The sequence below is a fragment of the Pseudomonas brassicacearum genome (assembly GCF_009601685.2).
Taxonomy (GTDB): domain Bacteria; phylum Pseudomonadota; class Gammaproteobacteria; order Pseudomonadales; family Pseudomonadaceae; genus Aquipseudomonas; species Aquipseudomonas kilonensis_B.
The window spans coordinates 191,786-211,732 of the sequence record NZ_CP045701.2; the positions used below are offsets into that span (position 1 = coordinate 191,786).

Annotated in this window: 10 protein-coding genes, 2 tRNA genes and 4 rRNA genes; 11 read left to right on the top strand and 5 right to left on the bottom strand. The window is 57.1% G+C overall.

Going from position 1 to position 19,947, the window contains the following annotated elements; genetic code table 11:
- Positions 1-145 precede the first annotated feature (145 nt).
- The 5 genes from GFU70_RS00910 to GFU70_RS00930 form a co-directional block, all read right to left on the bottom strand.
- Positions 146-1,639 carry an acetyl-CoA hydrolase/transferase family protein gene (locus GFU70_RS00910; protein WP_058544927.1) on the bottom strand — a complete coding sequence of 498 codons (1,494 nt, stop codon included), beginning with the start codon at positions 1,637-1,639 and terminating at the stop codon, positions 146-148.
- A 199-nt stretch (positions 1,640-1,838) separates the two neighbouring features.
- Positions 1,839-3,275 carry an NAD(P)(+) transhydrogenase (Re/Si-specific) subunit beta gene (locus GFU70_RS00915; protein ID WP_030139190.1) on the bottom strand — a complete coding sequence of 479 codons (1,437 nt, stop codon included), beginning with the start codon at positions 3,273-3,275 and terminating at the stop codon, positions 1,839-1,841.
- Positions 3,275-3,598, bottom strand: coding sequence for an NAD(P) transhydrogenase subunit alpha (locus tag GFU70_RS00920; protein WP_003187010.1), 324 nt, complete (start codon positions 3,596-3,598; stop codon positions 3,275-3,277). The genes GFU70_RS00915 and GFU70_RS00920 overlap by 1 nt, the downstream gene beginning before the upstream one ends.
- A gap of 15 nt (positions 3,599-3,613) precedes the next feature.
- Entirely contained in the window at positions 3,614-4,735 is a 1,122-nt protein-coding gene (locus tag GFU70_RS00925) for a Re/Si-specific NAD(P)(+) transhydrogenase subunit alpha (RefSeq protein WP_064106847.1), read from the bottom strand.
- Positions 4,736-5,169: 434 nt separating this feature from the next.
- Positions 5,170-6,066, bottom strand: coding sequence for a LysR family transcriptional regulator (locus tag GFU70_RS00930; protein WP_058545471.1), 897 nt, complete (start codon positions 6,064-6,066; stop codon positions 5,170-5,172).
- 156 nt (positions 6,067-6,222) lie between these two features.
- Between GFU70_RS00930 and GFU70_RS00935 the strand changes: the two genes are divergently transcribed.
- The 11 genes from GFU70_RS00935 (at position 6,223) to pgaA (ending at position 19,938) form a co-directional block, all read left to right on the top strand.
- On the top strand, positions 6,223-7,404 hold the full coding sequence (locus GFU70_RS00935) for an acyl-CoA dehydrogenase (protein WP_014335919.1): 1,182 nt from the start codon (positions 6,223-6,225) through the stop codon (positions 7,402-7,404).
- Between the two features lie 13 nt (positions 7,405-7,417).
- Positions 7,418-8,638: a CaiB/BaiF CoA transferase family protein gene (locus tag GFU70_RS00940; protein WP_116643471.1), complete on the top strand. Its 1,221-nt coding sequence runs from the start codon at positions 7,418-7,420 to the stop codon at positions 8,636-8,638.
- A gap of 643 nt (positions 8,639-9,281) precedes the next feature.
- Positions 9,282-10,818, top strand: a 16S ribosomal RNA gene (locus GFU70_RS00945).
- Positions 10,819-10,899: 81 nt separating this feature from the next.
- A tRNA-Ile gene (locus GFU70_RS00950) sits at positions 10,900-10,976 on the top strand.
- 30 nt (positions 10,977-11,006) lie between these two features.
- Positions 11,007-11,082: transfer RNA gene (locus tag GFU70_RS00955), tRNA-Ala, on the top strand.
- Positions 11,083-11,327: 245 nt separating this feature from the next.
- Positions 11,328-14,219: ribosomal RNA gene (locus GFU70_RS00960) — 23S ribosomal RNA — on the top strand.
- A 167-nt stretch (positions 14,220-14,386) separates the two neighbouring features.
- Positions 14,387-14,502 (top strand): 5S ribosomal RNA (rrf, locus tag GFU70_RS00965).
- Positions 14,503-14,609: 107 nt separating this feature from the next.
- Positions 14,610-14,725: ribosomal RNA gene (gene rrf / locus GFU70_RS00970) — 5S ribosomal RNA — on the top strand.
- The 16S, 23S and 5S rRNA genes sit together here with 2 tRNA genes alongside, the layout of an rRNA operon.
- Positions 14,726-14,909: 184 nt before the next feature.
- Positions 14,910-15,548: a hypothetical protein gene (locus tag GFU70_RS00975; protein WP_058544680.1), complete on the top strand. Its 639-nt coding sequence runs from the start codon at positions 14,910-14,912 to the stop codon at positions 15,546-15,548.
- Between the two features lie 157 nt (positions 15,549-15,705).
- The gene (locus tag GFU70_RS00980; protein WP_058544681.1) at positions 15,706-17,211 is read left to right on the top strand and encodes a YdgA family protein; all 1,506 of its coding nucleotides are present in this window, start codon (positions 15,706-15,708) and stop codon (positions 17,209-17,211) included.
- A gap of 246 nt (positions 17,212-17,457) precedes the next feature.
- The gene (gene pgaA, locus GFU70_RS00985; RefSeq protein WP_116643468.1) at positions 17,458-19,938 is read left to right on the top strand and encodes a poly-beta-1,6 N-acetyl-D-glucosamine export porin PgaA; all 2,481 of its coding nucleotides are present in this window, start codon (positions 17,458-17,460) and stop codon (positions 19,936-19,938) included.
- The last annotated feature ends 9 nt before the right edge of the window (positions 19,939-19,947 follow it).

The window sequence follows — 19,947 nt, forward strand, 5'->3', positions numbered from 1 at the left end:
TGGTGCGTTTTTGGCAAATGTCTGATGTTTTGTGGGAAAAGACTGTAAGAAAACACCGGTACAGCAGTACAGTTTTTGTCGCGTCAGGCTCGAGTGACGGCCTTCAATCAAAACTGTATTTGCGACAACCGGTGATCCAGCTGTATCAGATGGCCAACATGCGCCCGGTTTCTTCGAGGTTCACGTGCCAGCTCAGTGCATCGCGCAGGATATGCGGGGTATGCCCACCCAGGGCGCACGCTGCTTCGAAATATTCATTCAACGCTTGGCGGTAGGATGGGTGCACGCAGTTGTCGATCACCACGCGTGCCCGCTCCCTTGGCGCCAGGCCGCGCAGGTCGGCCAGGCCAATCTCGGTCACCAGGATGTCGACATCGTGCTCGGTATGGTCCACATGGCTGACCATCGGCACGACACTGGAAATGGCGCCGCCCTTGGCAATCGACTTGGTGACGAAAATCGCCAGGTGGGCGTTGCGGGCGAAATCCCCCGAACCGCCGATGCCATTCATCATCCGAGTGCCACAGACATGGGTGGAGTTGACGTTGCCGTACAGGTCGAACTCCAGCGCGGTGTTGATACCGATGATGCCCAGGCGACGTACGACCTCGGGATGGTTGGAGATTTCCTGTGGGCGCAGGACCAGTTTGTCCTTATACCTTTCCAGGTTTCCGAACACATCGGTGTTGCGTCGGCTCGACAGCGTGATAGAACTGCCCGAGGCGAAGCTCAGCTTGCCAGCGTCGATCAAGTCAAATGTCGAATCCTGCAGGACCTCGGAATACATGGTCAGGTCTTCGAACGGAGAATCGATCAGCCCGCACATCACGGCGTTGGCGATGTTGCCAATTCCGGCCTGCAACGGCCCGAGCTTGTTGGTCATGCGTCCGGCCGCAACTTCCTGCTTGAAGAAGTCGATCAGGTGATCGGCGATGGCCTGGGTGTCGCTGTCCGGTGGCGCGACGGTCGAAGGCGAATCCCCTTGGTTGGTGATGACGATGGCGGCAATTTTTTCCGGCGGGATCGGGATGGCAGGGCTGCCAATACGGTCGTCCACTTTTACCAGGGGGATTGGGGTGCGGGTCGGGCGATAGGTCGGGATGTAGATGTCGTGCAGCCCTTCCAGGTTCGGGTTGTGGGCCAGGTTGATCTCGATGATCACTTGCCGGGCGAAGATGGCGAAACTGGCCGAGTTACCCACTGATGTGGTCGGTACGATATGCCCTTGTTCGGTGATGGCCACTGCTTCGATCACGGCAATATCGGGCAGCTTGAGCTGGCCGTTGCGCAGTTGTTCGACGGTTTCCGAGAGATGCTGGTCGATGAACATCACCTCGCCCGCGTTGATTGCCTTGCGCAACGTGCTGTCGACCTGGAATGGCATGCGTCGCGCCAGCACGCCGGCCTCAGTGAGTTCCTTGTCGAGGTCGTTACCCAGGCTCGCACCCGTCATCAGGCTGATTTTCAGCGGGGTGACCTTGGCGCGCTCAGCCAGGGCGTGGGGCACTGCTTTCGCTTCTCCGGCGCGGGTAAAGCCGCTCATGCCGACGGTCATGCCGTCCTGAATCAACAAGGCTGCTTCGGCAGCACTCATCACTTTATTCAATAACGAAGGCAGGCGGATGCGATCACGGTACATAGGTTGTTATCTCGGGCTGGAAAGCAAGATGCGCAGTCTAGTGAATTCGCGCTGTGCCCGACCCGCTACAAAGGTCGCATTTGACGCCTCTATTACGGGTGTTTCAGGCAAAACATTATTACCGGATCGGTAACGTTCGGCCTTGATACAAATCAAAACGCCCCGACAAGTCGGGGCGTTGATGGCGAAGCCGTGAGTGTTATTCCACCGCTTTGACCATGTCCTCGATGACCTTCTTGGCGTCACCGAACACCATCATGGTCTTGTCGAGATAGAACAGTTCGTTGTCCAGGCCGGCATAGCCGCTGGCCATCGAGCGCTTGTTGACGATGATGGTCTTGGCCTTGAAGGCTTCGAGGATCGGCATGCCGGCAATCGGCGACTTCGGATCGTTCTTCGCCGCCGGGTTGACCACGTCGTTGGCGCCGAGCACCAGCACCACGTCGGCCTGGCCGAACTCGGAGTTGATGTCTTCCATCTCGAACACCTGGTCGTAAGGCACTTCGGCCTCGGCCAGTAGCACGTTCATGTGCCCGGGCATGCGACCGGCCACCGGGTGGATCGCGTATTTAACGGTCACACCGTGGTGGGTCAGCTTCTCGGTCAGCTCTTTCAGCGCGTGCTGCGCCCGTGCCACCGCCAGGCCATAGCCTGGAACAATGATCACCGTGTCGGCGTTGGTCAGCAGGAAAGTTGCGTCGTCAGCCGAGCCGGATTTCACTGGACGGGCTTCTTTGGAGCCTGCCGGGCCGGCCGCATCTGCGGTGTTGCCGAAACCGCCGAGCAACACGTTGAAGAACGAACGGTTCATCGCCTTGCACATGATGTACGACAGGATCGCACCACTGGAACCTACCAACGAACCGGCAATGATCAGCATCGAGTTATTCAGCGAGAAGCCAATACCCGCCGCGGCCCAACCGGAATAACTGTTGAGCATCGAGACCACCACCGGCATGTCCGCGCCGCCGATCGGGATGATGATCAGCACGCCCAGTACAAAAGCCAGGGCCAGCATCAGGGCGAACGCGCCGAGGTTGCCAGTGAACATGAAGGTCAGGCCCAGGCCCAGCGTTGCCAGGCCCAGGATCAGGTTGAGTTTGTGCTGGCCGCCGAACTGTACCGGTGCGCCCTGGAACAGACGGAACTTGTACTTGCCCGACAGCTTGCCGAAAGCGATCACCGAACCGGAAAAGGTAATTGCACCGATGGCTGCGCCGAGGAACAGCTCCAGACGGTTACCGGCCGGAATCGAATCGCCCAATTGTTTGACGATACCCAGCGATTGCGGCTCGACCACTGCGGCAATCGCAATGAACACCGCCGCCAGGCCGATCATGCTGTGCATGAATGCCACCAGCTCCGGCATCTTGGTCATCTCGACGCGCTTGGCCATGATCGAGCCGGCGGTGCCGCCGATCAGCAGGCCGACGATGACGTAGCCTATGCCGGCTGTCGCTAGCTCAGCGCCCAGCTTATAGATGAGGCCCACAGTGGTGAGCACCGCCAGCGCCATGCCGAGCATGCCGAACAGGTTGCCACGGCGAGAGGTAGTGGGGTGCGACAGGCCTTTGAGGGCCTGGATGAAGCAGATCGACGCGATCAGGTAGAGCGTCGTTACCAGGTTCATGCTCATTACTTGGGCGCCTCTTCTTTTACGGCTTTCGGGGCTTTTTTCTTGAACATCTCAAGCATGCGGCGCGTCACCAGGAAGCCACCGAACACGTTCACCGCGGCCAGGGCCACGGCGAGGGTGCCCATGGTCTTGCCCAGTGGCGTTACGGTCAGCGCGGCGGCGAGCATGGCGCCGACGATCACGATCGCCGAAATGGCATTGGTCACCGCCATCAATGGCGTGTGCAGCGCAGGTGTTACGTTCCAGACCACGTGGTAACCGACATAAATTGCCAGCACGAAGATGATCAGGTTGTAGATACCGGGGGAGATAAGCTCTTCCATTGTCTGAATCCCTGCTTAGGCGTTTTTGCGGATGACTTGGCCGTCGCGGCACATCAGGCACGCGGCGACGATGTCGTCTTCCAGGTTCACGTCGAACTGACCTTCCTTGGTGAAGACCAGCTTCAGGAAGTCCAGCAGGTTGCGGGCATACAGCGCCGAAGCATCGGCCGCGACTTCGCCGGCCAGGTTGGTCGGACCGCAAATGGTCACGCCATTCTCGATCACGACCTGGTCGGCCACGGTCAGCGGGCAGTTACCGCCCTGGGCTGCCGCGAGGTCGATGACCACCGAGCCAGGTTTCATCTGCGCGACGGTTTCGGCGCTCAGCAGCGTCGGTGCCTTGCGGCCCGGAATCAACGCAGTGGTGATAACGATGTCAGCCTGTTTGGCGCGTTCGTGCACAGCCTGGGCCTGGCGCTGCATCCAGCTGGCCGGCATTGGCCGGGCGTAACCGCCGACGCCGACGGCGCATTCACGCTCTTCGTCGGTTTCGTAAGGCACGTCGACGAACTTGGCGCCAAGGGATTCGATTTGTTCCTTGACCGCCGGACGCACATCCGAGGCTTCGATCACCGCACCCAGTCGCTTGGCCGTGGCAATCGCCTGCAACCCGGCCACGCCAGCGCCAAGAATCAGCACGCGCGCCGCTTTCACGGTGCCTGCGGCGGTCATCAGCATCGGCATGAAGCGCGGGTAATAGTGGGCGGCCAGCAGCACGGCTTTATAGCCGGCAATGTTCGCTTGAGACGACAGCACATCCAGGCTCTGGGCGCGGGAGGTGCGTGGCGCAGCCTCTAGGGCAAAAGCGGTAATACCGCGTTCGGCCAGCTTGGCGATGGTTTCGTTGTTGAACGGATTGAGCATGCCCACCAGAACGGTGCCGCTCTTGATCAGCGCCAGTTCGCTGTCGCTGGGGGCGACCACCTTGAGGATCAGCTCGGCCCCGAATGCATCACTGGCGTTGCCAATGGTTGCGCCCGCTGCCTCATAGGCACTGTCGATAACGCTGGCCTTGATACCGGCGCCGCTTTGAACAGTGACTTTATGGCCTTGGCCGATCAGCTTCTTGATGGTTTCCGGGGTAGCAGCAACCCGTGTTTCACCCGTTTGGGTTTCGAGGGGAACACCAATGTGCACGTCAAATCTCCTGCGTGATCTTATTGAGTAAACCCAGGCACTTCGGATGGTGCGGCTGGGGCGGCCGATCAGCACGATCCCGCCAAACCAGGCGGGGCGCGGCATTTTGCAGGCGAAAATTCAGCCCTTCAAGGGATTATGACGGGTGACGGAAAATTAACTACAAGTCACCCTGTGACCGAATGTCGCAATAATCGATCGGCATCCCTTGTAGGCCGTGCTTTTCAAGGATTCAGGTTCAAATTGACAATTTTCCCCATCGGCCAGATGAATAGGCCCTGATGCGCTGCGCAATATGGCTCAAAGCCATGAATTTCAACGCTTTGGAGACTACTGCACCGACTTCATAACAGATTGACTGAATGCGACATAAACTTATATCTGTAGCGTCTTCTGTTAGTTTACTACCTAAGTCTGTTTAGACTTTTTCTTTATTAATCAAGGTGATAGTTGCTTGCTTGTTTCACGAGCCAATCGCGAAAAGCTCGAAGAGAGGCGGATTCGACCTTTCGCTCTGGAATCATCAGGTAATAGGCCTTGATGCTCGATAGCGCGCTACGGTTGGCCACGACCAGTCGTTTCTCTGCCAGCTCGCGCTGAATCAAGAAGGGCGGAATCAGCGCAATGCCCATGTCGTGCATGGCTGCCTGGGCAAGCATGGAGAATAGTTCATAACGCGGGCCTGTCAGGTCCCGTGCAATGTTCAGGTTCTGGGCGTTGAACCATTGGCGCCACGCATACGGGCGAGTGGTCTGCTGGAGCAAGGGCAATTCGGCGATGGTCTCTGGTGTCAGGCTCGTCCGGTCTCCCAGTAAGGTAGGGCTGCATACCGGCATAGGATTTTCACCCATCAGTTTGTGGGATTCGGTACCGGACCAGTCCGCGTCACCAAAATAGATGGCGGCGTCAAACTCTGTGTCCGCAAAGAGGAAGGGTCGTGTGCGGTTGGTCAGGTTGACGGTGACTTCTGGATGCTGCTGCTGGAAATCCTTGAGGCGTGGTAGCAGCCATTGAGTGCCGAAGGTTGGAACCACCGCCAGTTCGATCACGTTCGCACCGGTGTGTCCCATCACTGAAAGAGCATCGCGCTCGACCGCATCCAGTTGGGTGGCAACTCGACGGCTATAGGAAAGGCCGGCTTCGGTCAGTTTGACGCCTCGGCGTGAGCGTCGGAAAAGCTCCACGCTGAGGAAGTCTTCCAGGCTGGCGATCTGTCGACAGATAGCGCCTTGGGTAAGGGAAAGCTCGTGCGCCGCCTTGGTGAAGCTCTCATGACGTGCTGCAGCCTCGAAACTGATCAGGGCGGTAGTGCTGGGGATTTTACGGCGCATGTACGAAAGCCTCACTCAATATCAGCATTAACGGGGTTCATGGCGTTTACGGAGTGAGAAATTAGCACAAGATAGTGCGCAATCCTCGTTTGCCCTTGTAGGAAAGCGCGCCTAGGATCAATCCACGATTTTCATTTAATTGGCGAGGACTCTTTCATGGCCGGTAAAGCGAGCTTCAACTGGATCGATCCATTGTTGCTGGATCAGCAACTCACCGAAGAAGAACGCATGATCCGCGACACCGCTGAGCAGTTCGCCCAGCAGAAGCTCGCGCCGCGGGTGCTGGAAGCGTTCCGTCATGAGAAGACCGACCCGGCGATTTTCCGCGAGATGGGTGAAGTGGGCCTGCTGGGGGCGACCATTCCTGAGCAGTACGGCGGCAGTGGGCTGAACTACGTCAGCTATGGCCTGATCGCTCGTGAAGTCGAGCGCGTCGATTCCGGTTATCGCTCGATGATGAGCGTGCAGTCCTCGCTGGTCATGGTGCCGATCAATGAATTCGGTACCGAGGCGCAAAAACAGAAGTATCTGCCGAAGCTGGCGTCTGGTGAGTGGATCGGTTGCTTTGGCCTGACCGAGCCGAACCATGGTTCCGACCCAGGCGCGATGATTACTCGTGCGCGCAAAGTGGAAGGCGGCTACAGCCTGACGGGTAGCAAAATGTGGATCACTAACAGTCCGATCGCCGACGTCTTTGTTGTCTGGGGTAAGGACGACGCTGGCGATATCCGCGGCTTCGTGCTCGAGAAAGGCTGGAAGGGCCTGAGTGCGCCAGCTATTCATGGCAAGGTCGGCCTGCGCGCCTCCATCACTGGCGAGATCGTGATGGACAACGTATTCGTTCCGGAAGAAAACATCTTCCCGGATGTCCGCGGCCTGAAGGGCCCGTTCACTTGCCTGAACTCGGCTCGTTATGGCATCTCCTGGGGCGCCTTGGGGGCGGCTGAGTTCTGCTGGCATACCGCTCGCCAGTACACGCTGGACCGCCAGCAGTTTGGGCGTCCGCTGGCTGCCAATCAGTTGATCCAGAAGAAGCTGGCCGACATGCAGACCGAAATCACGTTGGCCTTGCAGGGATGCCTGCGTCTGGGGCGTATGAAAGATGAGGGAACGGCGGCGGTCGAGATCACCTCGATCATGAAGCGCAACTCCTGCGGCAAATCCCTGGATATCGCTCGCATGGCACGGGACATGCTGGGCGGCAACGGTATTTCCGATGAGTTCGGCATCGCTCGTCATCTCGTGAACCTGGAAGTCGTAAACACCTACGAAGGCACGCACGACGTTCATGCGCTGATCCTGGGGCGTGCGCAAACCGGTATCCAGGCGTTCTATTAATAGGGGAACGTTCATGGGCGCGCTTTCGCATCTGCGGGTATTGGATTTATCGAGGGTCCTGGCCGGGCCGTGGGCCGGGCAGATCCTGGCGGACCTTGGGGCAGATGTCATCAAGGTCGAGCGTCCCGGCAACGGTGACGATACGCGCGCCTGGGGGCCGCCTTTCCTGAAGGATGCCCGAGGCGAGAACACGACCGAGGCTGCATATTATCTGTCGGCCAATCGCAACAAGCAGTCGGTGACTATCGATTTCACGCGTCCAGAGGGGCAGCGGCTGGTGCGAGAGCTGGCGGCCAAGTCCGATATCCTGATCGAAAACTTCAAGGTTGGCGGGCTGGCGGCTTATGGCCTGGATTACGAGTCGTTAAAGGCGATCAATCCGCAATTGATCTATTGCTCGATCACCGGGTTTGGCCAGACCGGCCCTTATGCCAAGCGCGCCGGGTATGACTTCATGATTCAGGGGTTGGGTGGGTTGATGAGCCTGACCGGCCGCCCTGAGGGCGATGAGGGTGCGGGGCCGGTGAAGGTGGGGGTCGCGCTGACGGATATCCTCACGGGGCTGTATTCGACTGCTGCTATTTTGGCGGCGCTGGCGCATCGTGATCATGCCGGCGGCGGGCAGCACATCGATATGGCCTTGCTGGATGTCCAGGTTGCCTGCCTGGCCAATCAGGCGATGAATTACCTGACCACGGGCAATGCGCCGAAGCGGCTGGGCAATGCTCATCCGAACATCGTGCCTTATCAGGATTTTCCTACGGCCGATGGCGATTTCATCCTTACGGTGGGTAATGACGGCCAGTTCCGAAAGTTCGCTGAGGTTGCCGGTCAGCCGCAGTGGGCTGATGACCCGCGTTTTGCCACGAACAAGTTGCGGGTGGCGAATCGAGCGGTGTTGATTCCGTTGATCCGCCAGGCGACGGTGTTCAAGACCACAGCCGAGTGGGTGGCTCAGTTGGAGCAGGCGGGTGTGCCGTGTGGGCCAATCAACGATCTTGCCCAGGTGTTTGCCGATCCTCAGGTGAAGGCGCGTGGATTGGCGATGGAGTTGCCTCACGTACTGGCTGGTAGCGTGCCGCAGGTGGCCAGTCCGATTCGGCTCTCCGAGACACCGGTGGAATATCGCAATGCGCCTCCTTTATTAGGGGAGCATACGCTGGAGGTGTTGCAGCGAGTGTTGGGGCTGGACGAAGCGGCGGTGACGGCGTTCAGAGAGGCAGGAGTTCTTTGAGTCTTCTCTTCTTCTATATAGAGGAGGGTTTTAAAGGGCAAACGCAGCGGGTTTGCCCGTGTTGCGCAACTTATTGATAGAAAAGCGAAATTAGGGGTTGACGGCAGATTCTGGAAGTCTATAATTCGCCCCACTTCCGGCGCAGTCGAAACGGAAAACTCCTTGAGATTCAATGAGTTAAGTAAGTTTCGAAGGTGTTGGGCTTCAGTTCATCGAAGCCCGGAAGGAGCAGGTAGAGCAGTGTTGTTTGGCTCTATCGGCGGTTCGATCTTCTCGGTCGAAAGCGGTGAAAAAGAGGTGTTGACAGCAGCGAGTAACGCTGTAGAATTCGCCTCCCGCTAACGAGAGATCGGAAGCGCAAGTGGTTGAAGTTGTTGATGTTTCCGAAGCGAAACTTTGAAAACTTCTTAAAATAACCGCTTGACAGATACACGGGGCGCTGTAGAATGCGCGCCTCGGTTGAGACGAAAGACTCAGCCAGCCGCTCTTTAACAACTGAATCAAGCAATTCGTGTGGGTGCTTGTGGAGTCAGACTGCTAGTCAACAGATTATCAGCATCACAAGTTACTCCGCGAGAAATCAAAGATGTAACCAACGATTGCTGAGCCAAGTTTAGGGTTTTCTCAAAACCCAAAGATGTTTGAACTGAAGAGTTTGATCATGGCTCAGATTGAACGCTGGCGGCAGGCCTAACACATGCAAGTCGAGCGGTAGAGAGGTGCTTGCACCTCTTGAGAGCGGCGGACGGGTGAGTAATGCCTAGGAATCTGCCTGGTAGTGGGGGATAACGCTCGGAAACGGACGCTAATACCGCATACGTCCTACGGGAGAAAGCAGGGGACCTTCGGGCCTTGCGCTATCAGATGAGCCTAGGTCGGATTAGCTAGTTGGTGGGGTAATGGCTCACCAAGGCGACGATCCGTAACTGGTCTGAGAGGATGATCAGTCACACTGGAACTGAGACACGGTCCAGACTCCTACGGGAGGCAGCAGTGGGGAATATTGGACAATGGGCGAAAGCCTGATCCAGCCATGCCGCGTGTGTGAAGAAGGTCTTCGGATTGTAAAGCACTTTAAGTTGGGAGGAAGGGCATTAACCTAATACGTTAGTGTTTTGACGTTACCGACAGAATAAGCACCGGCTAACTCTGTGCCAGCAGCCGCGGTAATACAGAGGGTGCAAGCGTTAATCGGAATTACTGGGCGTAAAGCGCGCGTAGGTGGTTCGTTAAGTTGGATGTGAAATCCCCGGGCTCAACCTGGGAACTGCATTCAAAACTGTCGAGCTAGAGTATGGTAGAGGGTGGTGGAATTTCCTGTGTAGCGGTGAAATGCGTAGATATAGGAAGGAACACCAGTGGCGAAGGCGACCACCTGGACTGATACTGACACTGAGGTGCGAAAGCGTGGGGAGCAAACAGGATTAGATACCCTGGTAGTCCACGCCGTAAACGATGTCAACTAGCCGTTGGGAGCCTTGAGCTCTTAGTGGCGCAGCTAACGCATTAAGTTGACCGCCTGGGGAGTACGGCCGCAAGGTTAAAACTCAAATGAATTGACGGGGGCCCGCACAAGCGGTGGAGCATGTGGTTTAATTCGAAGCAACGCGAAGAACCTTACCAGGCCTTGACATCCAATGAACTTTCCAGAGATGGATTGGTGCCTTCGGGAACATTGAGACAGGTGCTGCATGGCTGTCGTCAGCTCGTGTCGTGAGATGTTGGGTTAAGTCCCGTAACGAGCGCAACCCTTGTCCTTAGTTACCAGCACGTTATGGTGGGCACTCTAAGGAGACTGCCGGTGACAAACCGGAGGAAGGTGGGGATGACGTCAAGTCATCATGGCCCTTACGGCCTGGGCTACACACGTGCTACAATGGTCGGTACAGAGGGTTGCCAAGCCGCGAGGTGGAGCTAATCCCACAAAACCGATCGTAGTCCGGATCGCAGTCTGCAACTCGACTGCGTGAAGTCGGAATCGCTAGTAATCGCGAATCAGAATGTCGCGGTGAATACGTTCCCGGGCCTTGTACACACCGCCCGTCACACCATGGGAGTGGGTTGCACCAGAAGTAGCTAGTCTAACCTTCGGGGGGACGGTTACCACGGTGTGATTCATGACTGGGGTGAAGTCGTAACAAGGTAGCCGTAGGGGAACCTGCGGCTGGATCACCTCCTTAATCGACGACCGCAGCTGCTCCATGAGCTCCCACACGAATTGCTTGATTCATTGAAGAAGACGAAAGAAGCAGCCCGAAATTGGGTCTGTAGCTCAGTTGGTTAGAGCGCACCCCTGATAAGGGTGAGGTCGGCAGTTCGAATCTGCCCAGACCCACCAATTTTGTGTGGGAAACGCCTGTAGAAATACGGGGCCATAGCTCAGCTGGGAGAGCGCCTGCCTTGCACGCAGGAGGTCAGCGGTTCGATCCCGCTTGGCTCCACCACTACTGCTTCGATTGTATAAAGCTTAGAAATGAGCATTCCATCGGTTCGATGGTGAATGTTGATTTCTAGTCTTTGACTAGTTCGTTCTTTAAAAATTTGGGTATGTGATAGAAAGATAGACTGAACGTTACTTTCACTGGTAACGGATCAGGCTAAGGTAAAATTTGTGAGTTGCTCTTTGAGCAAGATCGAATTTTCGGCGAATGTCGTCTTCACAGTATAACCAGATTGCTTGGGGTTATATGGTCAAGTGAAGAAGCGCATACGGTGGATGCCTTGGCAGTCAGAGGCGATGAAAGACGTGGTAGCCTGCGAAAAGCTTCGGGGAGTCGGCAAACAGACTTTGATCCGGAGATGTCTGAATGGGGGAACCCAGCCATCATAAGATGGTTATCTTGTACTGAATACATAGGTGCAAGAGGCGAACCAGGGGAACTGAAACATCTAAGTACCCTGAGGAAAAGAAATCAACCGAGATTCCCTTAGTAGTGGCGAGCGAACGGGGACTAGCCCTTAAGCTTCTTTGATTTTAGCGGAACGCTCTGGAAAGTGCGGCCATAGTGGGTGATAGCCCTGTACGCGAAAGGATCTTAGAAGTGAAATCGAGTAGGACGGAGCACGAGAAACTTTGTCTGAATATGGGGGGACCATCCTCCAAGGCTAAATACTACTGACTGACCGATAGTGAACTAGTACCGTGAGGGAAAGGCGAAAAGAACCCCGGAGAGGGGAGTGAAATAGATCCTGAAACCGTATGCGTACAAGCAGTGGGAGCCCACTTTGTTGGGTGACTGCGTACCTTTTGTATAATGGGTCAGCGACTTATTTTCAGTGGCGAGCTTAACCGAATAGGGGAGGCGTAGCGAAAGCGAGTCTTAATAGGGCGTCTAGTCGCTGGGAATAGACCCGAAACCGGGCGATCTATCCATGGGCAGGTTGAAGGTTAGGTAACACTGACTGGAGGACCGAACCGACTACCGTTGAAAAGTTAGCGGATGACCTGTGGATCGGAGTGAAAGGCTAATCAAGCTCGGAGATAGCTGGTTCTCCTCGAAAGCTATTTAGGTAGCGCCTCATGTATCACTGTAGGGGGTAGAGCACTGTTTCGGCTAGGGGGTCATCCCGACTTACCAAACCGATGCAAACTCCGAATACCTACAAGTGCCGAGCATGGGAGACACACGGCGGGTGCTAACGTCCGTCGTGAAAAGGGAAACAACCCAGACCGTCAGCTAAGGTCCCAAAGTTATGGTTAAGTGGGAAACGATGTGGGAAGGCTTAGACAGCTAGGAGGTTGGCTTAGAAGCAGCCACCCTTTAAAGAAAGCGTAATAGCTCACTAGTCGAGTCGGCCTGCGCGGAAGATGTAACGGGGCTCAAACCATACACCGAAGCTACGGGTATCACGCAAGTGATGCGGTAGAGGAGCGTTCTGTAAGCCTGTGAAGGTGAGTTGAGAAGCTTGCTGGAGGTATCAGAAGTGCGAATGCTGACATGAGTAACGACAATGGGTGTGAAAAACACCCACGCCGAAAGACCAAGGTTTCCTGCGCAACGTTAATCGACGCAGGGTTAGTCGGTCCCTAAGGCGAGGCTGAAAAGCGTAGTCGATGGAAAACAGGTTAATATTCCTGTACTTCTGGTTATTGCGATGGAGGGACGGAGAAGGCTAGGCCAGCTTGGCGTTGGTTGTCCAAGTTTAAGGTGGTAGGCTGGAATCTTAGGTAAATCCGGGATTCTAAGGCCGAGAGCTGATGACGAGTTACCCTTTGGGTGACGAAGTGGTTGATGCCATGCTTCCAAGAAAAGCTTCTAAGCTTCAGGTAACCAGGAACCGTACCCCAAACCGACACAGGTGGTTGGGTAGAGAATACCAAGGCGCTTGAGAGAACTCGGGTGAAGGAACTAGGCAAAATGGCACCGTAACTTCGGGAGAAGGTGCGCCGGTGAGGGTGAAGCACTTGCTGCGTAAGCCCACGCCGGTCGAAGATACCAGGCCGCTGCGACTGTTTATTAAAAACACAGCACTCTGCAAACACGAAAGTGGACGTATAGGGTGTGACGCCTGCCCGGTGCCGGAAGGTTAATTGATGGGGTTAGCTAACGCGAAGCTCTTGATCGAAGCCCCGGTAAACGGCGGCCGTAACTATAACGGTCCTAAGGTAGCGAAATTCCTTGTCGGGTAAGTTCCGACCTGCACGAATGGCGTAACGATGGCGGCGCTGTCTCCACCCGAGACTCAGTGAAATTGAAATCGCTGTGAAGATGCAGTGTATCCGCGGCTAGACGGAAAGACCCCGTGAACCTTTACTATAGCTTTGCACTGGACTTTGAATTTGCTTGTGTAGGATAGGTGGGAGGCTTTGAAGCGTGGACGCCAGTTCGCGTGGAGCCATCCTTGAAATACCACCCTGGCAACTTTGAGGTTCTAACTCAGGTCCGTTATCCGGATCGAGGACAGTGTATGGTGGGTAGTTTGACTGGGGCGGTCTCCTCCTAAAGAGTAACGGAGGAGTACGAAGGTGCGCTCAGACCGGTCGGAAATCGGTCGTAGAGTATAAAGGCAAAAGCGCGCTTGACTGCGAGACAGACACGTCGAGCAGGTACGAAAGTAGGTCTTAGTGATCCGGTGGTTCTGTATGGAAGGGCCATCGCTCAACGGATAAAAGGTACTCCGGGGATAACAGGCTGATACCGCCCAAGAGTTCATATCGACGGCGGTGTTTGGCACCTCGATGTCGGCTCATCACATCCTGGGGCTGAAGCCGGTCCCAAGGGTATGGCTGTTCGCCATTTAAAGTGGTACGCGAGCTGGGTTTAGAACGTCGTGAGACAGTTCGGTCCCTATCTGCCGTGGACGTTTGAGATTTGAGAGGGGCTGCTCCTAGTACGAGAGGACCGGAGTGGACGAACCTCTGGTGTTCCGGTTGTCACGCCAGTGGCATTGCCGGGTAGCTATGTTCGGAAAAGATAACCGCTGAAAGCATCTAAGCGGGAAACTTGCCTCAAGATGAGATCTCACTGGGACCTTGAGTCCCCTGAAGGGCCGTCGAAGACTACGACGTTGATAGGCAGGGTGTGTAAGCGCTGTGAGGCGTTGAGCTAACCTGTACTAATTGCCCGTGAGGCTTGACCATATAACACCCAAGCAATTTGTATGCTCCAAGCTGAAAAGCAAAGAGACCAGATTGCGGTGTGTGAAGACGAAACGAACCGAAAGTTCGATACTCACCAGCAACACACAAACTATCGCATACCCATTCGCTGGCACGTGACCGCAAGGCACGCACCGGCTACCGAATTTCTTGACGACCATAGAGCATTGGAACCACCTGATCCCATCCCGAACTCAGCAGTGAAACGATGCATCGCCGATGGTAGTGTGGGGTTTCCCCATGTGAGAGTAGGTCATCGTCAAGATTAAATTCCGAAACCCCTATCTGCTGATGCAGGTAGGGGTTTTGTTTTTAGTAGAAGTCATCGATTTTACCGACACGTTGTTGTTGAACGGGTCGGTCACAGAATTTCTTGACGACCATAGAGCATTGGAACCACCTGATCCCATCCCGAACTCAGCAGTGAAACGATGCATCGCCGATGGTAGTGTGGGGTTTCCCCATGTGAGAGTAGGTCATCGTCAAGATCGAATTCCCAGAACCCCTGTCTGCATCAGCAGCCAGGGGTTTTGTCGTTTTGGGCCGGTAATCGGATCGAGCCCCTGATGCCCCGGCAAACCCCCAACGCCGTTGCTATGCTGTGATAGTCGGGCTCTGGCGATCAAGCGATCAAGAGGGGCCACGACGTCACTGGTCATGGGGATTCCAATAATGAAAAACCCTTATGCTCCCGGCTTCTGGTGCGCCACTGCGGCATTGCTGCTGCTTTCGGCCACTTATTTCTATGGCGTCATGCTCACTCATCAAATCGACAAGGCGATGTTGTTCCTCGATAGCGCGGCGGCGTTGATTGGTGTCATATCCATTGCAATCGTGGCCTGGGCATCGCTTCAGGGCCAACGCATCAAGAAAAAACATCTCGAGCAAGGCAAAATCCTGGTGCTGATATGGGACACCAAGGTTGCGCTGCGACGTGTCGAAACGGTGTTCGACCGTTATTTCTGGGGCAGTTATTGGCAGCCTGGGCGCACGTTCCAGGAAGTCATGGGGGAGTTGACCGGTACCCCGCTGGAAAAGAGCCTGGAGGCCCTGAAAACCCAATGCGCTGCCTTGGACAAGCAAGTCACCCAGGACGGCTGGCATTGGCTCAATAACGCCCGAGAATTATGCGACGTGGCTAACGCCATGGCCCGTGAGCGCTATCAACTGGACTTCTGCGATTCACGCGCAGACTCATCATCGGGTGCGGCAGTGATCAATCGCGATTTCGAAGTGCTGGTGTATACCTGGACGGCCCGCCTCAAGACTTTCGACCATCAGCTCGACGAGATCGAAGTCCAATATTCGTAGACCACCTCGCAAGAAAACGTTTTTACCCCTTTAAACATTGGGCCCTCAGGGGTGCCTGATGGTAATCTCCGCTCCTCTTTACGGCGTCGAGCCACACCCTTTGCGGGTCAGGGAAGACGACGGCTTTTTTCAACCATGGATATCGATCGGGTCACTCATGAATAAATCAGCAAGCATACTTTTGGGAATCGTTGTGGCTGTCGGCGCCGTCAGCGCGGGCGGCGCCTGGTACACCGGGACAAAGCTCGAAGGCGTGTTGACGAATGCTATTGCCGACAGCAATAAGCAGATGCAGGCAGCCTTGGCCGGGTCTAACAGCACCGCCACCCTGGAGCTGGTTTCCATGGACCGTGGAACGTTCAGCAGCACCGCCCACTACCGTCTCAAGGGCGAGGGCGAAATCTTCGGTGGCGAGCCGGTTGAGTTGCTCTTCGTCGATCAGATCGAACACGGCCCACTGCCATTTTCGCGCTTGATAACGCTCAAATGGCTGCCGGTCATGGCCACCAGTCACACCGCACTCGAGCGCAATCCGCTGACTGACAAGTGGTTCGCCGCCACCAAGGACCAGTCGCCGCTCAAAGGTGTGGTCAACCTGGGTTACGACCAATCCATCAATGGAACGTACGAGCTGCTGCCCGTGGATACCAAGCTGGATGAGCAATCCCAGCTCACCTTTTCCGGCCTGAAAATCGACCTGGCCGCCAGCGCCCAGGGACAGAAGGTCAAGGCAGACGGCTACATGGACAGCTTCAAGCTGACCACCGTCGCCGAAGACCAGACTCCGGTGCAGGTTGAGCTGAACGGCCTGACATTGGCCAGTAACCTGAGCAAAAGCACCTACGGTTACTACATGGGTGACAACACCCTGCTGCTGAGCAACACCAAGGCCACCTTTGGTGAGCCGAAGTCGGTGCTGGGCCTGAAGAATTTCGAGATGAAGAACAGCAGCACCGAGAGCGGCACGAGCGCTTCGGGGCGTGCCGATTACAAGATCGGTGAGTTGTCGTTCAACGACAAGAGCATTGGTTCGGCGCAGATGGCAGTCAGCCTGAAGAATCTGGACATCCCGGCCACCATGTCGCTGATGCAGATTTACCAGACCAAGCTGCAACCATACGAAAAAGCGGCTGCCGAGGCCGCAGCAGCCGGTGAGCCGGCGCCAGAGCTGAGCCTGACCGAAGCCGAAGAAGCGCAGGTCAAGGCCGATTTGGAAAAACTGCTGGCCGGGGCCCCGCAAGTCGCATTGGAAAACCTTTCCTTCAACACCGCCAACGGTGAAAGCCGTGCCAGCCTGATCGTTAACCTGGCCAAGCCGCAGTCCATGGACCTGCCGCCGGATGAATTGGGGCGTCAGTTGCTCGCCCTGCTGGATTTCAACCTCAAGGTCTCCAAGCCGATGCTGGTGGACCTGATGACCGTACAGGCACAGATGGAAGGCCAGACCGATGCCAAGCTGATCGCCGATCAGGCCACCGCCACCAGCGATATGTTCAGCGCCATGGCCGTCGGTACTCAGCTGGCGACCCTTGAAGGCAACGACGTTGTCACCAAGTTGCATTACGCCAACAACCAGGTTGACTTCAACGGCCAGAAAATGACCGTCGAGCAATTCACGGCATTCGTGATGAGCAAGCTGGGTGGTGGCGTCGCCGTCCAGTAACGCGTTCGAGCAACACCCAAGACCCGGCCCGTGCATGACACATGGGCCGGGTTTTTTTACGCCTATCGATCAGCGCTGCGCCGAAATCTGTAGCGATTCTGAAGAATTGTGGCGTTCCTGAAGATGACCCGCCTGAGAATGCAAGACTAGGCCCATTAGAGCTTGGCTGGATTCCTTTGATCCGGCTTCCTGTTTGATGGGCAAGGGGGCACTGCGACCCGGCTGGCCATGTAAGGATGCTGACGAATGCCGCGTACTGTGGGTCCTTTTATTCAACGTGGTTTGCGTCCGTTGTTTCGCGTCGCGCTGTGCAGCCAATTGTGCTGGCCGATGCTGGCGTTTGCCGATACCGCCTATGACCAGATGGTGCTCGACGCCCGTGCAGGTCACTACACGCCTGCGCTGACCGCGTTGCGCCAGGTGCCGGCCGGCCAGGCCAGCACTGCGCAGATCAGCGACCACCTGCAGATCGCCAGTTGGGCCGGCCTCGACGCCGAGGTGGTGACGGTCTATGAGACCCAGGGCCGTCATCGAGCGCTGCCCGTCCAGGCGCTGACCGCTACGGCTCGCGCCTATCGAAACCTCAAGCGTTGGGATTCGGCGACCGAGCTGTACCGCCAGGCCTTGGTGATCGATCCCCACAACCCCGACCTGCAACTCGGCCTGGCCTTGACCCAGGCCGATGCAGGCCAGCCCGACGAAGCCGTCACTCGCGCCAAGGCCATGGTCGCCGCCAAACCGACAGATCCGATGCGTCGACTGGCACTGGGTTATGCCCTGACCCGTGCCAACAACCCCCACGAAGCGTTGTTCGAATACGACCAGGCTTTCACCCGCGCCGGCAACAGCCCAGAGATCGCGCGCGAATACATCTACGCCCTGCAGCGCGCGCGGCTGCCCGAGCCGGCGCTGCGCCTGGCACGTCTGCAGCCGGGGCTGATCGACCGTGGCGTGCAGCGTCGCCTGGAGGGTGACGTAGCCGCCGAACGGGTGCGCCTGGCGGATATGGCCAGCCGCAGCGAACAGGAGCGCTTCGTCATTGCCGACCGCGCCCTGGCCGACTACGACAAGTTGCTCGCCACCTGGACCCCGGTGGCAGAAGCCCATGACGACGTACTCCGTTGGCGCATCGATCGCATGGGCGCCCTCAATGCCCGCGCCCGTCGGGCTGAAGTGATTGCCGAATACCAGAAACTGACCGGCGAGGGCGTGAGCATTCCCACGTATGCCCTGCGCTGGGTGGCTTCCTCCTATCTGGAACAGCGTGAGCCGGAAATCGCCGTCGAGCTGTACCGCCAGGTATTGACGGCGCCGGATGCCGATCCTGCGGAACGCTTTGAGGACAGCACCGCGCTCTACTACGCGTTGCTGGAAAGTGAAAAATCCGAAGAAGCCCGCGCCCTGGCCGAAGACATGGCGAAAGCCCAGCGCCCGCGCATCGAGCTCAAGGGCCTGCCGATCGGCAACCCCAACGATCAATGGATGGACGCCCAGCAACTCGCTGCCCAGGCCGGCACTTATGGCGCCGACCTGCCCTCCGCCGAAGCGCGCCTGGACACCCTGGTCAACCAAGGCCCCGGCAACACCGGCATGCGCCTGGCCCAGGCCGATCTGTACCAGGCCCGCGACTGGCCGCGCCGTTCGGAAAACCTGCTCAAGGAAGTCGAGGCCACGATCCCGCGCAACCGTGACCTGGAAATCGCCCAGGCTCGCGCAGCCATGGATTTGCAGGAATGGCGGCAGATGGATGCACTGACCGACGACGTGGTCGCGCGCTATCCGGAAAACGCCCATGTCAAACGCCTGCAACGCCAGCGCGACGTACACGACATGGCCGAACTGCGCATCGAGGCCTACACCGGCAAGAGCTATGGCGGTGGCAACGGTGACGCCGGTGCCGTCACCGGCAGCCGGGACTTTGGTATCGAAACGCTGCTCTACAGCCCGCCCATTGATGAAGACTGGCGGCTGTTCGGCGGTGCCGGTTACGCCACCGGTGATTTCGAGGAAGGCACCGGCCACCACCGCTGGCAGCGTCTGGGTGTGGAGCGTCGCACCCGGGACATGACGCTGGAAGCGGAGGTCTCCAATCATTCCTATGGCTCCGGCGACAAGCAAGGCGCGCGCCTGGCCGTGGCACGGGACATCGACGATCACTGGCAGTACGGCGGCAGCCTGGATTATCTCTCGGCCAATACGCCGTTGCGGGCGCTCAACAGTGGCATTCGCTCTAACGGCGGCAGTGGTTTCGTACGCTGGCGGGCCAATGAAAGCCGCGAGTGGCGATTGGCGCTCAGCCCGTCCCATTTCAGCGATGGCAACAACCGCCTCGAAACCCAGCTGACCGGTCGCGAAGGCATCTACAGCACACCGCGTGTGCAAGTGGAGCTGGGTCTGGAAGTGGGTGCCAGCCGCAACAGCGGTTCCAACGAAGTGCCTTATTTCAATCCGAAATCGGACTTCAGCGTCATGCCGACCGTGAGCGTCAATCACGTGTTGCACCGCCGCTATGAAACCACGTGGAGCCAGCAGTTCCAGGTCGGTGCCGGTACCTACAGCCAGCGCGACTACAGCACCGCCGCCATGGGCTTGCTCAGCTACGGCCAGCGTTTCATCTGGAACGATGTGCTGGAGGCCGGCGCCGCGCTGAGCTGGCTGAACCGCCCCTACGACGGCGATCGCGAAAGCGATCTGCGCCTGCTTGTCGACCTCACCTATCGCTTCTAGAAGAGTTTG

Bases quoted from the DNA above. Each gene is read 5' to 3' on its own strand.
- GFU70_RS00910 (WP_058544927.1), bottom strand. From the start codon at position 1,639: ATGTACCGTGATCGCATCCGCCTGCCTTCGTTATTGAATAAAGTGATG.
- GFU70_RS00915 (WP_030139190.1), bottom strand. From the start codon at position 3,275: ATGAGCATGAACCTGGTAACGACGCTCTACCTGATCGCGTCGATCTGC.
- GFU70_RS00920 (WP_003187010.1), bottom strand. From the start codon at position 3,598: ATGGAAGAGCTTATCTCCCCCGGTATCTACAACCTGATCATCTTCGTG.
- GFU70_RS00930 (WP_058545471.1), bottom strand. From the start codon at position 6,066: ATGCGCCGTAAAATCCCCAGCACTACCGCCCTGATCAGTTTCGAGGCT.
- GFU70_RS00935 (WP_014335919.1), top strand. From the start codon at position 6,223: ATGGCCGGTAAAGCGAGCTTCAACTGGATCGATCCATTGTTGCTGGAT.
- GFU70_RS00940 (WP_116643471.1), top strand. From the start codon at position 7,418: ATGGGCGCGCTTTCGCATCTGCGGGTATTGGATTTATCGAGGGTCCTG.
- GFU70_RS00975 (WP_058544680.1), top strand. From the start codon at position 14,910: ATGAAAAACCCTTATGCTCCCGGCTTCTGGTGCGCCACTGCGGCATTG.
- GFU70_RS00980 (WP_058544681.1), top strand. From the start codon at position 15,706: ATGAATAAATCAGCAAGCATACTTTTGGGAATCGTTGTGGCTGTCGGC.
- pgaA (WP_116643468.1), top strand. From the start codon at position 17,458: ATGCCGCGTACTGTGGGTCCTTTTATTCAACGTGGTTTGCGTCCGTTG.